Source organism: Aeromonas salmonicida subsp. salmonicida, from assembly GCF_001643305.1.
GTDB classification, from domain to species: Bacteria; Pseudomonadota; Gammaproteobacteria; order Enterobacterales; family Aeromonadaceae; genus Aeromonas; species Aeromonas salmonicida.
The window spans coordinates 100,021-120,915 of sequence record NZ_LSGW01000044.1 but is presented as its reverse complement, the minus strand read 5'-3'; the positions used below and the strand labels follow the sequence as shown (position 1 = coordinate 120,915).

The 20,895-nt window shown below is 59.6% G+C and carries 12 protein-coding genes, 1 tRNA gene and 1 pseudogene; 5 read left to right on the top strand and 9 right to left on the bottom strand.

Going from position 1 to position 20,895, the window contains the following annotated elements; translation table 11 throughout:
* Positions 1 to 16 precede the first annotated feature (16 nt).
* Positions 17 to 1,042, top strand: a complete 1,026-nt coding sequence (gene galE / locus AXW79_RS04055) for a UDP-glucose 4-epimerase GalE (RefSeq protein ID WP_005311945.1) — start codon at positions 17 to 19, stop codon at positions 1,040 to 1,042.
* A 180-nt stretch (positions 1,043 to 1,222) separates the two neighbouring features.
* Here galE and AXW79_RS04050 read toward each other — a convergent pair whose 3' ends face one another.
* On the bottom strand, positions 1,223 to 1,972 hold the full coding sequence (locus AXW79_RS04050) for a DsbA family protein (protein WP_005311947.1): 750 nt from the start codon (positions 1,970 to 1,972) through the stop codon (positions 1,223 to 1,225).
* A 198-nt stretch (positions 1,973 to 2,170) separates the two neighbouring features.
* Between AXW79_RS04050 and AXW79_RS04045 the strand changes: the two genes are divergently transcribed.
* Positions 2,171 to 2,258: transfer RNA gene (locus tag AXW79_RS04045), tRNA-Ser, on the top strand.
* A 208-nt stretch (positions 2,259 to 2,466) separates the two neighbouring features.
* Here the strand turns inward: AXW79_RS04045 and AXW79_RS04040 are convergent.
* Complete coding sequence (locus AXW79_RS04040) at positions 2,467 to 10,977, bottom strand: GH36-type glycosyl hydrolase domain-containing protein (RefSeq protein WP_011899008.1); 8,511 nt, start codon at positions 10,975 to 10,977, stop codon at positions 2,467 to 2,469.
* 524 nt (positions 10,978 to 11,501) lie between these two features.
* Positions 11,502 to 12,413 (bottom strand): LysR family transcriptional regulator, encoded by a 912-nt coding sequence (locus AXW79_RS04035; protein WP_005311951.1) that lies wholly within the window; start codon positions 12,411 to 12,413, stop codon positions 11,502 to 11,504.
* 109 nt (positions 12,414 to 12,522) lie between these two features.
* Here AXW79_RS04035 and budA point away from each other — a divergent pair, with 109 nt between their 5' ends.
* A complete protein-coding gene (gene budA, locus AXW79_RS04030) occupies positions 12,523 to 13,302 on the top strand; it encodes an acetolactate decarboxylase (RefSeq protein WP_005311953.1) in 780 nt (259 codons plus the stop codon).
* Between the two features lie 27 nt (positions 13,303 to 13,329).
* Positions 13,330 to 14,987 (top strand): annotated as a pseudogene (alsS, locus tag AXW79_RS04025) (acetolactate synthase AlsS).
* 109 nt (positions 14,988 to 15,096) lie between these two features.
* Here alsS and AXW79_RS04020 read toward each other — a convergent pair.
* Complete coding sequence (locus AXW79_RS04020) at positions 15,097 to 15,672, bottom strand: DJ-1 family glyoxalase III (protein WP_005311955.1); 576 nt, start codon at positions 15,670 to 15,672, stop codon at positions 15,097 to 15,099.
* A 35-nt stretch (positions 15,673 to 15,707) separates the two neighbouring features.
* Positions 15,708 to 16,640: a ketopantoate reductase family protein gene (locus AXW79_RS04015; protein WP_005311957.1), complete on the bottom strand. Its 933-nt coding sequence runs from the start codon at positions 16,638 to 16,640 to the stop codon at positions 15,708 to 15,710.
* Between the two features lie 199 nt (positions 16,641 to 16,839).
* On the opposite strand from AXW79_RS04015, the gene AXW79_RS04010 reads away from it, so the two are divergent.
* On the top strand, positions 16,840 to 17,322 hold the full coding sequence (locus AXW79_RS04010; RefSeq protein ID WP_005311958.1) for a YajQ family cyclic di-GMP-binding protein: 483 nt from the start codon (positions 16,840 to 16,842) through the stop codon (positions 17,320 to 17,322).
* 132 nt (positions 17,323 to 17,454) lie between these two features.
* Here AXW79_RS04010 and AXW79_RS04005 read toward each other — a convergent pair whose 3' ends face one another.
* From AXW79_RS04005 to AXW79_RS03990, 4 genes are all read right to left on the bottom strand, one after another.
* Positions 17,455 to 18,276: a nucleoside-specific channel-forming Tsx family protein gene (locus AXW79_RS04005; RefSeq protein ID WP_005311960.1), complete on the bottom strand. Its 822-nt coding sequence runs from the start codon at positions 18,274 to 18,276 to the stop codon at positions 17,455 to 17,457.
* Between the two features lie 156 nt (positions 18,277 to 18,432).
* Complete coding sequence (locus AXW79_RS04000) at positions 18,433 to 19,812, bottom strand: AmpG family muropeptide MFS transporter (RefSeq protein ID WP_005311962.1); 1,380 nt, start codon at positions 19,810 to 19,812, stop codon at positions 18,433 to 18,435.
* A gap of 85 nt (positions 19,813 to 19,897) precedes the next feature.
* Positions 19,898 to 20,227 (bottom strand): hypothetical protein, encoded by a 330-nt coding sequence (locus AXW79_RS03995; RefSeq protein WP_005311963.1) that lies wholly within the window; start codon positions 20,225 to 20,227, stop codon positions 19,898 to 19,900.
* A gap of 115 nt (positions 20,228 to 20,342) precedes the next feature.
* Positions 20,343 to 20,894 (bottom strand): peptidylprolyl isomerase, encoded by a 552-nt coding sequence (locus tag AXW79_RS03990; RefSeq protein ID WP_005311965.1) that lies wholly within the window; start codon positions 20,892 to 20,894, stop codon positions 20,343 to 20,345.
* Between the last annotated feature and the right edge of the window lies 1 nt (position 20,895).

The following is a 20,895-nucleotide window of genomic DNA, read 5'->3' as shown; positions in this document are numbered from 1 at the left end:
GAACACGGGATAAAAAATGACAATATTGGTCACGGGCGGTGCCGGTTACATCGGCTCCCATACCCTGGTTGAGCTGCTCGGCGCAGGGCCGCAAGTGGTGGTGCTGGACAACCTATCCAACTCCTCCCCCGAGTCTCTCAAACGGGTCGAGCGGATCACCGGCAAGCCGGTTACCTTTGTTGAGGGAGATGTGCTGGACAGAGCCTGCCTGCAGCAGCTGTTTGCCGCCCACAAGATTGAATCCGTGATCCACTTCGCCGGTCTCAAGGCGGTGGGGGAGTCGAGCCAGATCCCGCTCACCTATTACCAGAACAACATCACAGGCACACTGGTGCTGTGCGAGGAGATGGCAAAGGCGGGCGTGTTCCGGCTGGTGTTCAGCTCGTCGGCCACCGTGTATGGCGATCCTGCCTCTGTGCCGCTGCGGGAAGATTTCCCCACCAGCGCGACCAACCCCTATGGTCGCTCCAAGCTGATGGTGGAAGAGATACTGCGTGACTTGTCCAAATCCGATCCCCGCTGGGCCATAGTGCTGCTGCGCTACTTCAACCCGGTTGGTGCCCACGAGAGCGGCCTCATCGGTGAAGATCCCAACGGCATCCCCAACAACCTGCTGCCCTATATCAGCCAGGTGGGTGTCGGCAAGCTCAAGGAGTTGGGGGTGTTTGGCAACGACTATCCAACCCCGGATGGCACAGGCGTGCGTGACTACATCCACGTGGTGGATCTCGCCCTCGGCCATCTCAAGGCGCTGACCCGCATCGCTGCCGATACCGGTGTCTTTACCTACAACCTGGGCACAGGCCAAGGCTATTCCGTGCTGCAGATGATCAGGGCGTTCGAGGCGGCCAGCGGTCGCACCATAGCGTACCAGATCAAACCGCGCCGCCCCGGTGACATAGCCGAATGCTGGGCCGAGCCGCACAAGGCCCGTGACGAGCTGGGCTGGCAGGCGGAGCGCGGGTTGGAGCAGATGATGATCGATACCTGGCGCTGGCAAAGCCAGAACCCGAATGGCTATGGTCCTGCTGCGAAGCCGTGATCAAGGATCATGCGCTGCTCGGGAGCCTCATTTATTCATATAAACTCCTGTCCCTGCGCTGCTCTTCGCCTTGCTGACAGCTCCTCGCGACGGCCCAGGAGTTCTGAGGGCTAAAGCCTGAATGGCAAAACGCCCCGGCATCGCAATGCCGGGGCGTTTTTTTATGTGCGAAGGGCCTAGTTACTGAATGCTCTTGCCCGCTCGCACATCCTTGATGAAGCCTTTCAGGCTCGCCAGATCGCGGGGTGCGCCACGCAGTATCTGGTCACCTATGATGAAGGCCGGTGTGCCTGAGATACTCATGGCTTCGGCCAGCGCCCGGTTGGTGCCGAGGTTCTGATCTATGCTGCCGTCCTTGATCTTGGCCTCGACCTTGCTCCAGTTCACCCCGGCCGCTTCCGCTAACTGCTTCACCTGGGCTTCATCGGACAGCGGGCCCTGATGGGCATACAGCTTCTCGTGGAAGGCCTGGTACTTGTCAGGTTGACCCAGTTGCACCGCCAGCGCCGCCCGGGCGGCGAAGTAGGAGCTCTCGCTCAGGATGGGGAACTGCTTGTAGATGTAGCGGATATCCTTGTCTTCACCCAGCAGTTGCTTGATCAGCGGATGGGCGCGCTTGCAGTAACCGCAGTTGTAATCGAAGAACTCGACCACGGTCAGGCTGCCCTTGGGGTTGCCGCTCTCGGGATCCTTATTGGAATAGAGCTGCTTGGCGTGCGCCTCGATCAGGCTTTTGTCGTTGGCCGCCTGCTGGCTCTCCTGCTTGGCACGCAGGGCATTGGACATCTCGACCAGGATCTCCGGATTCTTGACCAGATAGTCGCGCACGATTTGCTCGACATCGCTCTTGGTCAGCTCGCTTGCCTGAACCGGCGCCGCAAGCAGGGTGGCGCCAGTCAGGGCGCAAAGCAGGGCATGTTTGATTCTCATAAGTCCATCTTGCTGGGAATTTCGTGATGGTCACTATAGTGGGTGAGTCTGTTTTCAAGTCAAGTTATCTGGTTGAAAAAGCGCTGTTTCTGCCCGTTTTATCGACTTTATGCGTCATTTAGCCCAATAAATCGGCAAACGAACCAAAAGGGGATTTACAAGCCGGATCGCCATGGGTAATATTCGCCGCACTGTCGCGGAGGGGTGGCAGAGCGGCTGAATGCACCGGTCTTGAAAACCGGCGATGGGCGACCATCCGTGGGTTCAAATCCCACCTCCTCCGCCATCCACATAGCCCAACTGATTGATTCGGTTGGGATTTTTTGTATCTGCGATTCTGGGTGTGCCATCGGATAGCCGGGATAGTCTTACGTAGACACGTCCCAAACTTACGCATAAAAGACTCTGACTATCAGTAATCAATGGCACATAAAAATGAAAAGCGGCCCGGGAGCAGGCCGCTTTGTCTCTTCAGTTTGTTCACTCAGACTCTGTTATTGCACCGCCAGGGTAATGTCAATCCTGTGGTGCCCGTCGATCAGTGGTACGCGAAATGGTGAGCCGCAAGGCTCCATCAGCACACCATCGAGTCGGATTGTGTCTGCTTGCAGCCCCGATAACACCTCTGTATTCACCGCTATGTTGTAGTGGGCGGCATCAAGGGTGATGGTTGCGCTAAATCCGGGCCAATGCGCGGGCAAGTTGGGGGCGATGAGCAACAGCTGCCCCTCACGACGGATCCCCAATATGCCTTCGATACCGGCCTGATACATCCAGCCTGACGCCCCCGTGTACCAGGTCCAGCCGCCACGACCGTTGTGCGGCGCGACTGAGTAGATATCCGCAGCCATCACGTAAGGTTCAACCTTGTAACGCTCGACGGCCTCAGGATCCAGAGCATGGTTGATGGGGTTGAGCAGGCAGAACAGGTCATAAGCCTTGGTGCCTTCTTTGAGGCGCGCGAAGGCGAGGATGGCCCAGATGGCGGCATGAGTATACTGGCCGCCATTTTCGCGCAGTCCGGGCGGATATCCGCGAATATACCCCGGATTCTGGGTCAGCTTGTCAAACGGTGGACTGAACAGCAGAGACAAACCCTGATCGTATTTGATGAGGTGTTGCTCCAGGGATTGCATGGCTATTCTGGCTCGGGTCGGGTTGGCCGCACCGGACAGGACGGCCCAGGATTGTGCGATGGAGTCTATCTGGCATTCGGGGCTCTCTTTTGCACCCAGCCAGCTGCCGTCATCGAAGGTCGCCCGGCGATACCAGGCTCCATCCCAGGCTTTGCGTTCCAGCGCGACCCCGACCCGGTTGGCATGAGCCAGCCAGAGCTCGGCGCGCTTGTCTTGACGGGCGTGGGCCAGAGGTGCAAACAGACTGATGGTGCGCAGTAGCAACCAACCTAGCCAGACACTCTCCCCCTTGCCTGCACTGCCGACCTGATTCATCCCATCGTTCCAGTCACCCGAGCCCATGAGTGGCAGACCATTGCTCCCGGTGAGCGCCATGGCTTGATCCAGGCAGCGGGCGCAATGCTCATACAGGGAGGCTGACGTTTCGGATACTTGTGGCAGGAAGAAGGCATCCTGCTGCTCCGTGCCCAGTGCCGGGCCTTCCAGAAACGGGATCTCCTCATCTAGAATGCTGTCATCGGCACTGCTTAGAACGTAGGTGGCCGTGGCGAAGGCCAGCCAGACCCTGTCATCGGAGATCCGGGTGCGCACACCCTGGCCCGAGTGGGGCAGCCACCAATGCTGCACATCCCCTTCAATAAACTGGCGAGCGGCCGTGCGCAACAAATGTTGCCGTGTGCTCCGGGGGTTGGCAAAGCTGAGTGCCATCCCGTCTTGCAACTGGTCGCGAAAACCGTAAGCGCCTCCCGCCTGATAGAAGGCAGAACGGGCCCAGATCCGGCATGCGAGCGTTTGATACATCAGCCAGCCGTTGAGCATTATGTCCATGGCCCTGTCTGGGGTCTTGACCTGAACGGCCCCGAGCAGTGACTGCCATTGAGCCTCCACCTCGTCCAGCACCACATCGAGATCATGACGATAGCGGGTGACGAGGGCACGGGCTTGTTCGGTTGAGCCTGCCTGACCGAGCAGGATCACAAGCTCAAGGCTCTGGCCCGGGGCAAGATCAACATGGGTTTGCAGCGCTGAACAGGGGTCAATCCCGGCCCCTGTGCTGCCAGACAAGGCTTTATGGCTTGCCAGCGCCGCAGGAGAGGCGGGTTGACCACGGTATCCCAGGAACTCACTGCGATCGGCGGTCCAGCTCGTTTGCTGTCCCCCCAGATCGAGGAAGGCTACCCGGCCAGGGAAGGCGGCATTCCAGGGGTTGTGTGCCAGCATGGCCCCCGTCTGTGCATCTATCTGGGTCGTGATAAAGGGAGCTGTGACGCTGCGAGAGGCGCCCAACACCCATTCTACGTAACAGGTCACTGAGAGACGGCGGGGGGCATTCGTCTGGTTGCGCAGTGTCAGGCGGGAGATCTTGACGGGATCCGCTACCGGGACATATTGCAGCAACTCGCTATGGATGCCGTGAACCTGATGCTCGAAACTGCTGTAACCGTAACCATGACGAGCGATATAGGTACCGCCATCACGAATGGGCTGAGCGGTCGTCGTCCAGAGATCAAGGGTCTCTTCATCGCGTATATAGATGACTTCACTGACGGGATCCGTCACAGGATCATTGGACCAGGCGGTCAGCTGGTTCTCTTTGCTGTTGTCTGCCCAGGTGTAACCACTGCCTTCGGTGGATGCTTGAAAGCCAAACTGCGGATTGGCAATCACGTTGATCCAGGGGGCGGGTGTGGTGTGACCCGCGCTGAGCAAGGTGACATATTCACGTCCGTCTTTGGCAAACCCTCCCAGCCCATTGAAACACTCCAGCTCGGGATGCTGTAAATGTTTGCTGGCGCTGATGTGGGGCGCCCTGAAGACAGGTGAGGGTTGCGGTGACTGGGATGTGTCTGGCAGACGGGTCAGTTGCTCCTGCAGGGAGCCACGGCGAGCGACCAGTACGACCCGCGCCGCCGCATACAGCAGTTGGCAAACCTCGGCATTCATCAGATCGGTGCGCACCGTATAGACGGAGCCGCGGGCCAGCTCGCTATGGAAGCGGGGTCGGGACTGGCTGCTGCGCACGGCTGTCTCTATGCCATTTTGCAGATCCTGCACATAGGTGGCTGCGTGCTCATTGACGATCACTAGGTCGACGGCCAGACGTTTCATGCGCAGATATTCATGGGTCAGCAGCAGTTCGCGTACCTGAGCCAGATCCTCTATGTCATCGATGCGCAGCAGCATGATGGGCAGGTCACCTGAGATGGCGAGCTGCCAGAGGGCGGATTGCAGTGCCAGCCCATGCAATATGGTGTTCGATGAGGCGCGAAAGCGCGAGTCAGCGTAGAGCAGGGGAGCGGCGAGCCGCTGGAAGTTGGCCGCATCCGCCGCCTGAATATCCAGATGGTGCAACTGCACCTGTGCCTGGGTCCATGCCAGCGTCTTGGCCCGTTGGAAGGCATGGCGGTTGTGGTGCTGATCGATGAGATCGAGCAAGGCCTGCCGCGATGAAGCCACCAGCGTCCAGAATGCAACCTTGGTACTGCTGCCGGGCAAGACCTGTACCTGCTGGCGCAGCGAGAAAATGGGGTCGAGCACTGTGCCCGTTGTGTTGGACAGGGCAACATCCCGCTGCAAGGCATGGGCCGAGGCCAGGGTTCGACCCTGACCAATAAACCGGGCACGATCGGATTCATATTGAAGCGTACCGGCCAGCTGCTCCTCGACAATGATGAAGTGAGCGGCCCAGATCTCGCTGTCTTCCGGTGTTCTGGGGCGCCGGGTCGCAATCAGCGCGCCCAGCTCCGCCAGAAATTCGGTGACCACAAAGAGCTTGCTGAAGGCGGGATGCGCCCTGTCAGTTTCCGGTGTGGTCAGCACGACCTCGGCGTAAGAGGTGAGCTCGATACAGCGGGTGCTGCGACCACGGTTGTTCAGCGAGATACGTCGTACTTCGCCATCCGCTTCACCGGACACCAGGACTTCCAGTGTGGTGGTCAGGCGGTCGTGATGATGAATGAACTGTGCCCGATCCTCTGCAAAAACAACTTCCCCCTTGTGGTCGGAATTGCCCAGCGGGTGTGCACAAGGAGACCAGGTCTCACCACTGTGGACATCGTGCAAAAAGAGGAAAGAACCCCAGTGGTCCCGAGTGGCGTCCTCATACCAGCGGGTGATGGCAATGTTGCCCCAACGGCTATAGCCTGCCCCCGCACTGGTGAGCATGACGTTGTAGCGACCGTTGGAGAGCAGGTGGGTCACGGGGGCACCCAGGGTCGATGAGGACAAGCGGCGTACTGATCGCACGTCCTGTATGGTTCTGATCCGCGATGCCTTTATCTCGGCGGCGCGGGGTCTGACAATGGGCATGTCCTGCGGGATCCGCTCTTGCAGCAGTAGTTCACAAGCCTGAATGATGGGCTCTTCATGGAATCTGGCGCGCATCAGCCCCTGATGCAGGGCATTGGCGAGGGCGACGATGGTCATCCCCTGATGATGGGCCATGAAGTTGTGCACTATGGCCACATCCTGGTTATCGGGCAAACGGGACGGGGTAAAGTCCAGCGCCTCGTAAAAGCCGTAACGCCCACCGCCACCCATGGCAGCCAGCCGTTGATAGTTTTTCAAGGCAGCGCCCGGGTTGACCATGGCGGCCAAACCTGTGGCATAGGGTGCTATCACCCGGTTTTCGGCCAGTCCGCGCTTGAGGGCCAGCTGGGGAATGCCGAAGTTGGAGTATTGATAGGTGAACTCCATGTCCCGGGCGTTGAACGCCGACTCCGATATGCCCCATGGAATGCCCAGCGAGTGGCCATAGCTTATCTGCAAGTCGACGATCAGGCGGTTGGTACACTCCAGCTGAGAGCCGATAGGAGCCCGCATGACAAGGGAGGGCATCAGATACTCGAACATGGAGCCGGACCAGGAGATCAGGGCCGCGGCCTGACCCAGCGGGGTAGCAGAGCGACCCAGCTTGAACCAGTGCTTGGTCACGACATCGCCTTTGGCGATGGCGAACAGGCTGGCAAGCCTTGCCTCCGAGGCGAGCAGATCATAACAACTGTTGTCGAGCCGGTTGTCGGAGAGGGAATACCCGATGGAGAGCAGCTGGCGCTCCGGATCCAGCAAGAATGCGAAGTCCATTCCCATGGCCAGGGTGCGTGCGCGTTCGGCCAGTGCCTGCAGCCGTGGCGCAAGCGTATCGGGGAGGCTGGCGTTATCCTGGCGATGTTCGGCCACCGTCTGCCTGAGCGCCTCTGACCAGAAGATGACCTCGGCCCCCTCTTTGGGATACGCTTGCAGATCAATACGGTGGGCTGTCTCGACGCCTTGCTGCGCAAGCCGTTCGAGCTCAGCTAGCTGGCTTGTTACGGGCTGCTCGCCATAGAGCTGGCTGCAGATTGCTTTCAGGCAGGCCGTGAGCGCGTTCACCGGCTCGCTGTTTTTCACCGGGTAGGCTTGCAGGGCCTGAAGCATCAGCAGATAGGTGTCTTGCAAGCCGCTGCGTATCGAGGTGTTGTCGGCGGCTTGTTGCCAGTTTTCGCAGGTGCTCGCGACCACCAGCAGATGGCCAGCAAGATTGCCACTGTCAACGGAAGAGACATAGGCCGGCTCCAGGGTGAGCAGGCGCCGGGTATCATACCAGTTGAAGAAGTGGCCCTTGAAGCGCGGCAAGTGTTGCATCACCTCCAGGGTGGCTTCCAGCCGTTTGATGACGGCCTCGCGCCCGGCCCAGCCAAAGTCATTGGCAGCCAGGGTCGAGAGCAAATAGAGCCCCATGTTGGTGGGCGAGGTTCGATGGGCAATGACCTCTGTCGGAACCTCCTGAAAGTTGTCAGGTGGCAGCTGGTTGTCGAGATCGGTCACAAAGGTCTCGAAATAGCGCCATGTCTTGCGGGCAATCAGCCGCAGCTCTACCGCTTCCCTGGCACTGCAGGTCATCTGTTTGCTCAGATAACGGGGCCGGCTGGTCCAGTACGCCACCAGGGGGGCCAGCAGCCAGAGGGTGCCAAAAGGCAGTACCAGCGGCCAGGCGGTGGGGGCACTGAACAGCGTCATGGCGCACACTCCCATTCCCAGAACCGCACCGCTCATCATCATTTGGTAAAAGCCCAGGCAGGCCAGTCGCGGTGCGCCCGAGGTTTGAGCCGTGGTGGTCCACTCCAGCAGGTGGCGATGTGACAGGGATAACCGGAACAGAGTACGGACTATGGCATCTGTCATGCGCCAGGTCTGGTCGGCCAGAAAGGTGAGGCTGAGCAGGGTTTGCATGACGGCACGCTGCAGGCTATTGCCAATCCTGCCCACATAATGGCGCCATAAAATATCCTGTTTGCGGGGGAGTATGGTGAAGATGAGGGGCAAAAATATCGGAAGAGCAAGACAGGCAAGCAGCATCAGATCCGCCGCCACCGCCGTGCCCAACGGCAGTTGCCAGGATGCGAGAAAAGCCAGCAGGGCACTCGGTGCCAGCAGTGAACGGCAGAGGTTATCAAACATTTTCCAACGCCCTACCAGGGGCAGTGAATGCTGGCCATGTTTGCGCTGACAGATCCAGGCGAGCAGTTGCCAGTCGCCGCGTGTCCAGCGATGCTGCCGTTTGGCACTGACGTCATACCGCGATGGAAACTCTTCGACAACTTCAATATCTGAGGCCAACCCTGCGCGGGCAAAGATGCCCTCAAACAGGTCGTGGCTCAGGTGACTATTTTCCGGCACCCGCCCTTCCAGCGCGGCGGTAAAAGCATCGACGTCGTAGATGCCCTTGCCGGTGAAAGAGCCCTCCCCGAACAGATCCTGATAGATGTCCGAAACGGTGGCTGCATAGGGATCCATGCCGCCAGGCCCTGAGTAGAGCCGTTGGTAATAAGAGCCATCCTGACCCAGTGGAAGAGAAGGTGTGACGCGGGGCTGGAGAATGCCATAGCCATGGGTGACGCGCTGCTGCTTGGCATCAAAATGCGCGCAGTTGAGGGGATGCGCCATCTTGGCAATCAGGCGACTTGCGGTATCCCGCGGCAATCGGGTATCTGCATCCAGCGTGATGACATAGCGCACATTTTGGGGGACGGCAGGGGGCTGACCATCGATCACCATAAAACTGGTGTCCGTTGCCCCTCGCAGCAAACGGTTCAGCTCATAGAGCTTGCCACGCTTGCGCTCCCAGCCCATCCAGCACTCCTCGCCCGGGTTGAACTGGCGGTGGCGATGGAGCAGCAGGAAGCGATCCCCTGACGGCCCGGGGCCATATTTGCCGTTCAAGCGGGCGATGGCCTGACTGGCTTCGCTCAGCAGGGCCGCATCTTCGGGCATGTGTTCCTGGGCGGCATCCATCCCGTCGGAGAGCAGGGCAAAGCTGAGATCGCCACTGATCCCTGACAGGTGATGGATCTCCAGCTGCTCGACTTGTGCCAGCAGATCGGAGTGAGAGGTCAGCAGGGTGGGGATGACCACCATGGTGCGCAGGGATGAGGGAATGCCGTGAGTGAGATCCATGGCCGGCAGAGGCATGGGCACCAGATAAAAGCTGATGAGATAGTTGACCAGCGAGATGGCTGCCGCCTTGACCGGCAAGAAGGCAAACAGGATGAAGAGCGGCATCCAGAGGGACCATGGCTCACCGGGCTGTGCGAGCTGCTGGTAGGTGAATGTCAGCAAAAGCAGCGTCAGCAGGGTAATGATGCCGACATAGCCGCCGATCCCGAGTCGGGAATGAAACCGGTGAAGTCGAAGGCGTAAGGGGGGGCGAAAACCCAGATCGGTTTCCAGGGCGAGTCGGCCCTCGGCCATCAGGTGATAACCGGGATCCTGCACCCTGAGTTTCATGTCGTCTGGCAGGGTGTCGACATCTTGTCGGGTCGCCGACAGGACCCGCGCCGTGACATCCAGCTCATCGTGGGGGGAAGAGCGGGCCAGCAGCTCGATTGCCCGGCGATAGAGATTGCGGGTGGGAAAGTCCATCTCGGCGAAGTGGGTACTGGCTCGTAACTGCTGATCCACCAGACTCATCTTTTCAAATTGCTCGCTCCAATCGATGTTCGAGATGAATCGCATGCTGGTGATGATGTTGCGAATGGTGACGTTGGAGGCCCCCTGCCGCTGCTGTGCATGCTGGACCACTTCATCGATGGACCCCCCCTGCAGCGTCAGGCGCGCTTCCAGCCAGCCGAGTGCCGGTGTGATATCGGGATCCTGGTCACGCAGCTGTTTGACGAGTTGAGCGGCAAAAATCTCGGACAGTGGGCCTGTGGCACGGGAGGCAATGTCTTCGTTCAGCGCAGACAAGGCGCACCCTGAGGCGAGCAGGCGCGAGCAAAGGAGATCTGCATCGGCTCTGGCCTGGCGGGCCAGCGTGATCTGCTCAACCAGACGCCGCAAGTTTTCAATGAGCACGATCCTGAGGGTGATGGGGACAGCCCATAACTCACCAATGGTCAGCGGTTGCACACGCTGATAGGCCAGGATGAAACGGCTCAAGATCTCGGGGTCGAAGTGGCTGTCGTTGTGTGCAATGAAAGCCCAGGCGATGCCAAAGACTCTGGGATAACCGGCAAAGGGGCCTTCGGCCAGCTTTGGCAACTGACGGTAGTAGCTGGTGGGCAGGCTGCTGCGGATCTCGTAGATCTGGGCTTCGACCAGGTGATAGTTGTCGAGGAACCACTCGGCCGCATGGGTCAGATCGTGCCCCAGTTCGAGTTCAGCCGCATTTGCCTGATGGGCTGATGACAAGACGGCCTCGTTTTCTTTCAGGCGCAGATGCAATGATTGCACCGCCGCCGGTCTGGCGGTGACTGACTGGGCTTCTGCCAGCGTCATGGCGTGGGATTCCAGCCGCTCTATGCCGAACAACTCTTCACGAACGGGCTCCTTGTCCTGCCAAGGGTCATTGGTTGGCTTGAAGCCAAATAACCTAGCGCACCAACCATTCATGGATATCTCCCTGCTTGTTGTTACCGGACCCGGGTCCGCGTTCGTGGAACATCAATCCATCGTTGGATATGGGTAATGTCTCTCTGTTGTCGGCGGCTCGGTTGGAGCCATCGACATGCATGACTGATGAAGGGGCTAGCCTTGCCTGTCGCGCGACAGCAGACAGGCAAGGGCCCAGGTGTTGGGTAGCTAATGAACTGTTCAATGGAAGAACGGGGAAAGGTGAGTCCTGGCGGTTCTTCAAAGGCAGGTATAAATGACCTGCCGCCGGGTCTGACAGCCGTGGTGAACAAGCACCTTGTTTCACGTGAGTGCAGTCGCTGCACTGACACTATGGGGGCGCGGGGGAGTGCCGTCTGTTCGCTAACGTACGTGTTCGGGTGAGTCTTTCTGGCAAGGTTGTACCATCCAGCCGCAGGGAATGAGCGATTCGCTTGGGTTCAATTGCAAGGCGCCACCAGGCTGTCACTGACAGCGTGGTGGTCTATTGGTGGAACGCAGATGAAGGTGTGCGGGGGCTGGCGCTATGCCGATGCGATGTCGGTGTGTCTATCATGCCGGCTCGGGATCAGCCCTATCAGGTGCTGCAGGCTCTTTTGACGGGGATGGCGGCGGGTGGCGAGGCTGATGCGGGTGGTGAGCGGTTCATCGGCGATGGGGTGATAGCTGACGCCGTGGGGATGCAGCTCGCTCACAGATCGCGGGATGATGGCAACCCCGAAACCGGCCTGCACCATGCCGACGGTGGAGATCACCTGCGGGCTCTGGCTGCCGAGACGGGGACTGAAACCGGCCCGCTGGCAGCGTTGGGTGATGGCATCGTGCAGGCCCGGCCCCAGTTCGCGCGGGAACAGGATGAAGGGATCCTGCGCCAGGGCCTCGATGGCGATGGCGCCCGTGCTTGCCAGCGGGTGGTGCGGGGGGAGGGCGATCAGCATCTCCTCCTCATCGATGAGATGGTGAGTCAGCGCCGAGCTGCTGCTGCACGGCAGGCGCAGTATGGCGGCATCCAGCTCCTCGCTCATCAGGTCGCGCACCAGATTGGGCATGCTGTTCTCGATGGGATGCAGGCTCACCTCTGGCCAGGCCTGGCGAAAGTCGTGGATGAGCCGCAGCACGCTCGGGTGCAGCACAGTGGAGCCGGCAAAGCCCAGGCGCAGGGAGCCAAGCTGACCGCGGGCGATGCGCTGGGCCTTCTGCATGGCCTGCTCGGTTTGCGACAGTATGCCTTTGGCATCCTGATAGAGGCTCAGCCCCGCCTCGGTCAGCTCCACACTGCGGGTCAGCCGGTGAAACAGTGGCGTGCCCACCTCCTGTTCAAATTTGCGGATCTGCTGGCTGAGGGGCGGCTGGGCCATGCCCAGCGTCTCGGCCGCCTTGGTAAAGCTCTGCTTCTCTGCCACGGCTACCAGGTAGCGCAGGTAACGAAATTCCATATCTGGTACGTCTCGAAGCTGATGGGTTTGGATATTGGTATCAAAGTGTGATCTTGGTCACTATTGAATCCTGATTTGCCAACCTAACAGGATTGGAGGTTAAATCCAAATGGAAACCCATACACAGTGTGACTGTGCCATCGAGATCAGCCAGCAGTTTGCTCGCTGGCAAGCCCGTCAGGGTGGTGGCGAGGTCTATCAGAGCTCCTTGATGAGCGCCCTGCTGGCCGGCGTCTATGAGGGCGAGACCACCATGGCCGATCTGCTGCGCCACGGCGACTTTGGTCTTGGCACCTTCAACCGCCTCGACGGCGAGCTGATTGCGTTCGAGCGCCAGATCCATCAACTCAAGGCCGATGGCTCGGCCCGTCCGGCCCAGGCCGGGCAGAAAACCCCGTTTGCGGTGATGACTCACTTTCGACCCTGTCTGGAGCGCCGCTTCGATCACCCCCTCAGCCGCGACGAGATCCATCAGTGGATCGATCAGCTGGTAGGCACCGACAACGTCTTCGTCGCTTTTCGCCTCGATGGTCTGTTTGAGCAGGCGCAGGTACGCACAGTGCCCTGCCAGACTCCGCCCTACAAGCCCATGCTGGAGGCCATAGAGGCACAGCCTTTGTTCTCGTTCAGCCAGCGGCGCGGCACCCTGGTGGGCTTTCGCTGCCCGCCCTTCGTGCAGGGGATCAATGTGGCCGGCTATCACGAACATTTCATCACCGAAGATCGCAAGGGCGGTGGTCACATCCTCGATTACGCCATGGGCCACGGCCAGCTGCAGTTGTCTGTGGTTCAGCATCTCAACATAGAGCTGCCGCGCAACCCTGCCTTTCAACAGGCTGACCTCAATCCCGCCGATCTGGACCGCGCCATCCGCGCCGCCGAAGGCTAAGCCCTTCGCTTACAAGGAGTTATTCTCATGGAAAATCAACACTGGGGCTGTGGGGCCGAACTGGTCGTACGCCATCTGGAGGCGCAGGGCGTCAAGCAGGTATTCGGTATTCCGGGGGCCAAGATCGACCGGGTATTTGATGCCCTGGAAGATTCCCCCATCGACACCATAGTGGTGCGTCACGAGGCGAACGCCGCCTTCATGGCCGCCGCCGTGGGCCGTCTGACCGGCAAGGCCGGGGTGGCGCTGGTGACCTCGGGCCCTGGTTGCGCCAACCTGATCACAGGCCTCGCGACCGCCACCTCGGAAGGGGATGCCATGGTAGCGCTGGGGGGCGCGGTGCGACGTGCCGATGGCCTCAAGCTCACTCACCAGAGCCTGGACACCGTCAGCCTGTGCCGTCCCGTCACCAAGTTCAGCGCCCAGGTGGGAACCGGATCCGCTCTTTCAGAGGTGATGGCCAATGCCTTTCGGTCCGCCGAACTGGGTCGTCCCGGCGCGGCCTTCGTCAGCCTGCCCATGGACATCATCAACGAGCCGACCGATGGCGCCATCCTGGTGCCCAGAGCCATACCCGAACCGGGCGCCGCCGATGAGGCAGGCATAGACAGGGCGCTGAGCCTGCTGGCGCAGGCCCGCAAGCCGGTGGTGCTGCTCGGCCTGTTGGCCAGCCGGCCCGAGAATTCCCTCGCGGTGCGCGCTTTTCTCGACAAAAGCCGGTTGCCGGTGACGGGCACCTATCAGGCGGCTGGCGTGGTGGATACCCACCATTTCGATGACTTCGCCGGTCGGGTCGGGCTGTTCAACAACCAGCCGGGGGACAGGTTGCTGCAGGATGCGGATCTGGTGATCTGCATAGGTTACAGCCCCATCGAATATGACCCTGTTCTGTGGAATGGCACGGGTGAGCGGCAATTGCTGCACATTGATGCCCTGCCGGCGGAGATCGACAGCAGCTACTGCCCGGCGGTTGAGCTGGTGGGCTCCATCAGTGCCAATCTGTATTGCTTGACCAAGATGCTGCACAAGCCGCTGGCACGGGACCCCGCTATCGCGGCCTACGGGCCCAGCGTCACCAGCTGACCCAGCATGCCCAGCATCTGGGGGGCATGCCCATCCATCCGCTGCGCATCGTCAAGGAGCTGCAGGACATCATAGGGCAGGACATGACACTGTGCGTGGACATGGGCAGCTTCCACATCTGGATTGCCCGCTACCTCTACAGCTTCCGGGCGCGTCAGGTGCTTATCTCCAACGGTCAGCAGACAATGGGGGTAGCGCTGCCCTGGGCCATAGGTGCCGCCATGGTGCGGCCGGGGGAGAAGATCATCTCTGTCTCCGGCGATGGCAGCTTCATGCAGTCGAGCATGGAGCTGGAGACGGCGGTGCGGCTCAAATCCAACATAGTGCACATCATCTGGGTCGATAACGGCTACAACATGGTGGCGATGCAGGAGGAGAAAAAGTACCGCCGCAGCTCGGGGGTGAGCTTCGGGCCCATCAACTTCAAGGCCTATGCCGAGTCCTTCGGGGCGGCCGGTTTTGCGGTCACCAGTGCCGAAGACTTGCGGCCGACCCTGCGCGCCGCCATGGCGGTCGTTGGGCCTGCCGTAGTGGCCATACCGGTGGATTACAGTGACAACCATCTGCTGATGGAGCAGCTCAGGCCAGAGTTGTTGAGCTAGCGATCAAGGGGGCAGCCCGAGTTGCGCCCGGCCAATAGCAGAGCGCCCCTTGCCAATCGGCAAGGGGCGCTCTGTTGTGACCAGGAGTGATCCCCGATGGCCAAACCCGTTATGGCGTGATCGAGGGGGGGAGCACCATGGGGCCGGCGACCGTGAGGGCAGTGTCGTCCCCGCGCAGCACCCGCACGATTTCGAGGGCAAATTCGATGGCAGAGCCCGGCCCCTGGCTGGTGATCAGGCGATGAGCATCATCCGTCACGACCCGCGCCGTGCTGAGCTGGCTGGTGGGCAGTTGGGCCTGCAAGCCCGGGTGGCAGGTCACGCTGGCATCTCCCAGCAGATCATGATGCTGCAGTACCACCACGGGGGCGGCGCACATAGCCGCCCGCCAGCGGCCGAGCGCCGCCTGTTCCCTGAGCAGATCGATGGCGAGCGGCGTATCGCGGATTGCCTCGCTGCCGGGCAAGCCGCCCGGCACGACGATGGCTTCGAAGTCACGGCTGGTCAGCTCGTCGATATGATAGTCAGCGACCAGCTGTACCCCGCGGGAGGCGCGGATCTGGCGCAGACCCGCCGGACAGCAGGAGGCCAGCAGCACCTCGATGCGGGCGCGCACCAGGGTGTCGACGATGGCGACGGTTTCGATCTCTTCAGACCCCGGTGCTACCAATACCAGTACTGTCATGCTGCGCTCCTTGGTTACCGGCCACCTCGCCGGGCTCAGCTCTTCTCTTTGATGGCCTGATAGAGGCCCTGATTGACCGGCACCGCTATGCCGTGTTTGGCAGCGCAGGCCAGCAGGAAGCCGGTGATGGCCTCGATCTCTGTCTCGCGCCCCTGCTCCATATCCTGATGCATGGAGGAGTAGTTGTCGGCGGTCAACTCGACCACCGTCATGGCGCGGCGCAGCAGCTCATCGCTGCTGGTGGGCTGGCCTTCGGCCTGCATGACGTCGGCCACTTCCACGCAGATCTGTTGCAGGGCATCGGCGAAGCGAGGGCCGGCCAGCTCGCCATTTTTGAGCTTATAGAGCGCCGTCAGTGGATTGATGGCGCAGTTGATGGCGAGTTTTTGCCACTGGCGAGCCAGGATCTGCTCATCCCAACCGGCCTGACCGAGGGCGGCGGTGAGATCCTCTGCCAGGGAGGCATGAGCCCTGGCCGCTTCATTGACCGGGCCGAGCCAGGTCTCGCCCTTGCCGGTGTGGCGGAACACGAAGTGACCGCTCTGCATGGCGCCGTGGCTGGTGACGCCCGCAATGACAGGATTATGCGGAAACAGCTGCACCACCTGCTCGGCAATGCCCATGCCATTGTGCAGCAGCACTATGGGCACACCCGCCGCCAGCTTGCCTGCCAAGGGGGTCAAGGCCGACACGACTTGACCTGCCTTGGTCATCACCAGCAGGCGCTTGATCTGACCGGGCTGCTCGACGAAGCCGCGCTCGATGGCGATCAGCTGGGTCTGGCCTTCCAGCGAGGTGAAGTCGATCCCGGGGTGCAGGGTCGAACGGTGGCGATCGCGCAGCAAGACGCGGGTCGATTGGCCGCTTTGAGTCAGCAGGGAGGCGAAAACGCCACCCAGGGCGCCGCAGCCCAGCAGTGACCATTGGGGGGAGGAGGGCAGTCGGGAACTCTGTAATCCGCTTGGCATGGAGAGACTCAATCAAGGTAGGGTTGCATTCCGATCAACCATTTACCGGGGATAAGTGAAATGTCGCTTGGCGGACACTAACGGGTCTCGCCATTCCTGTGCGCAGGGGATTCTAGCAGAGCAACCCCATCGAAATCAGCAAATTTGCCGGTTTTCTGGTAGATTTGCGCCCTTATAGCGCAACATGAGGAGCCCTGACATGCCGTCATTCGATATTGTCTCTGAAGTCAAAATGAACGAGGTGTTGAACGCCGTCGATAACGCCAATCGTGAACTGGCGACCCGTTTCGATTTTCGTGGTGTTGAAGCCAGCTTCGAGCTGAACAAGGAAGAAGTAAAGCTGGAGGCCGATGCCGACTTCCAGCTCAAGCAGATGGTCGAGATCCTGCGCGCAGCCCTGCTCAAGCGCAACATCGAGAACAGCTCAATGGACGTGGGTGACAGCGTTCACTCAGGCAAGCGTTTCCACCTGAACGTCAAGTTCAAGCAGGGGATCGAGAAAGAGATCGCCAAGAAGCTGGTGAAGTTGATCAAGGATTCCAAGATCAAGGTGCAGGTCGCCATTCAGGGTGATGAAGTGCGGGTCACCGGCAAGAAGCGTGACGATCTGCAGGAAGCCATGGCGCTGGTACGTGGTGCCGAGCTGGGTCAGCCGATGCAGTTCCAGAATTTCCGCGATTGATGACGGGCGGGGAGGGTTCGGCCCTCTCCCTTGTTCGATTGCACATAGTGCGATAGCAAAAGGCTCGATGACAGAGCCATAAAAAAACCGGAGCAGCTGCTCCGGTTTTTTGTGTCCACATTACCCGTTCGATTAGAACTTGTAGGTAACGGAGAAGTAGTGGCCGAAACCAGTAGATTTGGTCAGGTCACTGTTGTTGAGGCCATAGATTTCGTTGAAGTATTTCAGACCGTAACCAACAGCGTAACGGTCGGAGTGCCAGTAGATACCGTGGAAAGTACCCAGTCCATTGGATGAATAGAAATCATCACCATGGGTATCGCGGTCAAACAGATAATCCAGATAACCTTGGTAAGATACGAAGCTACCGTTGGAGAAGGTGTAGAAAGGTTTGAACCAGTTCATGGAGAACTGATAACCGTTCCAGTCACCATCTTCAGCTGCGAAACCACTTTCGGTTGCATGGCGAGCATACAGGTTCATGCCAACTTTACCGAACCAAGGCACCTGTACATCAGTACCCAGACCGATCATGTTCTCCATCATGGAGTCATCAACGTTGTTCAGGGTAGCAATGTAGAGCTCTTGTACTGGACCGAAGGAGAGATCTTTACCGGTCAGGGCATCCAGAGAGAGACGCGGAGCGAACTTCATAAAAATATTACCCTTGTCATGCTTATCGCTGTGACGAGAGTTGAAAATATCGAATACGTCAACATAACCATAGAGATCAAACATACCAGAACGACCACCAAACTCCATTTCCAGATAGGTATCGTTGTAGTTACCATCTTCGGTGAAAGTTGGACGTTGGTCGATGGTATGCATGACGTTGAACTGCATCCACTTGTAATCATTTTTGTGGATGTCACCGCTGTAGTCAGCAGCGAAGGCCGGAGTAGCGGCAGCAGCCAGCAGACCGGCAGCGATCAGAGTCTTGGTAAATTTGGCCATTTTATTGGTCTCTTGTGCGTTAGTTGAGGTTTTCCGTAGCCTGCCCACAAGGAGCGGGAGGGATTCTAGCCAAATAAGTTCATCGGAGAAACAAGCACCGGGGAACTTTATTCGGAAGTGTGAATCTAATCACCCCCAATTTCACGCAAACGCTTGCTATTTGTCCGCTTCCGAGAGCAATGTCCTTCCTCGTCTGGCAACCATGACGATCAGGATCAAGACGGGAATGCCGAGCAGGCTGGTGCCGATAAAGAAGGTGCTGTAGCCAAACTGTTCGACGAAGTGGCCGGAAAAACCTGCCAGCAGCTTGGGCATCAGCAGCATGACGGAGCTGAACAGGGCGTATTGGGTGGCGGAGAAGGCCACGTTGGTCAGGCTCGACAAATAGGTCACGAAGGCGGCAGTTGCTATGCCGGCGCTCAGGTTGTCGACCGAGATGATCAGGGTCAGCAGCTGCAGGTTGTGACCCACTTCGTTGAGCAGGGCAAACAACAGGTTGGTGCTGGCGGTGAGCAGGGCGCCGAGGAACAGGATCCGCAAGGTACCAAAGCGCATTACCAATATGCCCCCTAGGGCCGCACCCACCAGCGTCATGATGACGCCGTACACCTTGGTGATGGTGGCCACTTCTGTCTTGCTGAACTGCATGTCCACGTAGAAGCTGTTGGACATCACGCCCATCACCACGTCCGAGATGCGATAGCAGGCGATGAGCCCGAGGATCAGCATGGCCGATCCACCATAACGGCGGAAGAAATCGGCAAACGGACACCAGATGGCCTCATAGATCCAGGCACCGACCCCGGCCAGCGAGGTTGGCCAGCCATGGGAGAGCAGCAGCGCCTTGCGCGCCTCCTGCTGTTCGTTCTGACCGGCGAGATCGATATCCGGCTCATGGCAGATCAGTGTGGTGATGACGCCAAGAGACATGAGTCCCGCCATCAGCAGATAGGTGAGTCGCCAGCCGTTGTAGTCATAGCCGGTGTTGCTGCCAAGCCAGGCTGCCAGCGCCAGTGCCCCCGCACCCGCCATGATCATCGCCAGTCGATAACCTGTCATATAGGAGGCGGCCATGGCTGCCTGTAGCCGCTCCGGCGCCGACTCGATGCGATAGGCGTCGATGACGATGTCCTGAGTGGCGGAGGCGAACGCCACCAACAGGGCGAACAGGGCCAGTTGGGCCAGTTGGGTCTTGGGATCGCAGAAGGCCATGCTCACCAGTGACGCGGCAATCAGTATCTGGGAGAGCAGCATCCAGCTGCGACGTCGCCCCAGCCAGTGGGAGAGCAGTGGCAGGGGCAGTCGATCGACCAGCGGTGACCACAGCCACTTGAAGCCATAAGCCAGTGCTACCCAGCTCATGTAACCTATGTCGGTCAGGCTGACATCGGCCTCGCGCAGCCAGAACGACAGGGTGCCAAACACCAGCAGCAGCGGCAGACCGGAAGAGAAGCCCATGGCAAACAGGATGAGGACCCGAGACTCAAGATAGACGGCGAGCGAGTCTCGCCAGCTCGGTGTGCGGACAGTGTTCAAATACCTGACTCCTCTGGGAAAATTGCGCCATTTTGTCAGGTTCGGGGGGGATAGCCAAGGCAAGCCGAGCAGAGCGGACCAGGATTCAGGGGCGGGAACCCATGCAGTGGCGGGGGCAGGGGCCTTCCATGGTCAGATAATTGGCACACGCCATCAGCTGCATGCGCAGCCAGACATCGGCGATGATCTGCTGCTCATCCCACTGATGCAGGCTATGCAGCAGGAACCAGAAGACACCCTCCTGATCGGTGGCGGCTTGGGTGTTATAGGGATCGTGGGGCAAATCTTGCCAGTGGGAGAGGAGCTGCCAGCTCAAGTCTTCCAACTGCTGATAAGGGATTTCTCGTGCCAGAAAGTGACGAACCGCCCGAGCCAGCGGGACTGCGTGTTGGGTTAAGTACTGGTGGTAGATCACCGGAACCTCCTTCTCCTCGGGTGGGCCATGCCCCGGGAAACGGGGCAGGGCCAGAGTATAGAAAGGTGCGCCGGTGACCCGGGCAAAGACGCAGCGGAATGTGATCCGGCTCGCGTTATTTCTCCGCCAGCAACACCACCTTCTTCAGGATGATGGGGCTGGTGGGTACGTCGTTGGCGCGCAGAATGGAGCTGTAACCCGTCTGCACCTGGGCCAGCTTGTCCAGCACCTCCATACCCTGCACGACCTGGCCGAATACGGTATAACCGGCGCCTGCATTGGCGTTGAGGTTATTGTTGTCGGTCAGGTTGAAGTAGAACTGGCGAGTGGCGCTGTCCACGGCCTGGGTGCGGGCCATGGCGATGCTGCCGCGTTTGTTGGGCAGGCCGCCCTTGGACTCGTTGACCACGGGATCGAAGGTCGGCAGTTGCTGGAACTGCTGGTTGTAGCCGCCCCCCTGCACCACGAAATCCTGGATCACCCGGTGGAACAGGCTGCCGTCATAACTGCCGTCCGCCACGTAGCGCAGGAAGTTCTTCACCGTCTGCGGCGCCTGTTTGGATGCCAGCTCCACCACTATATTGCCGTGGTTGGTCTCCATCCTGACCTTGGGGCCGGCAAACGCCAGCGGGGCGATCAGCATGGCCAGTAACCAGAGTTTCTTCATT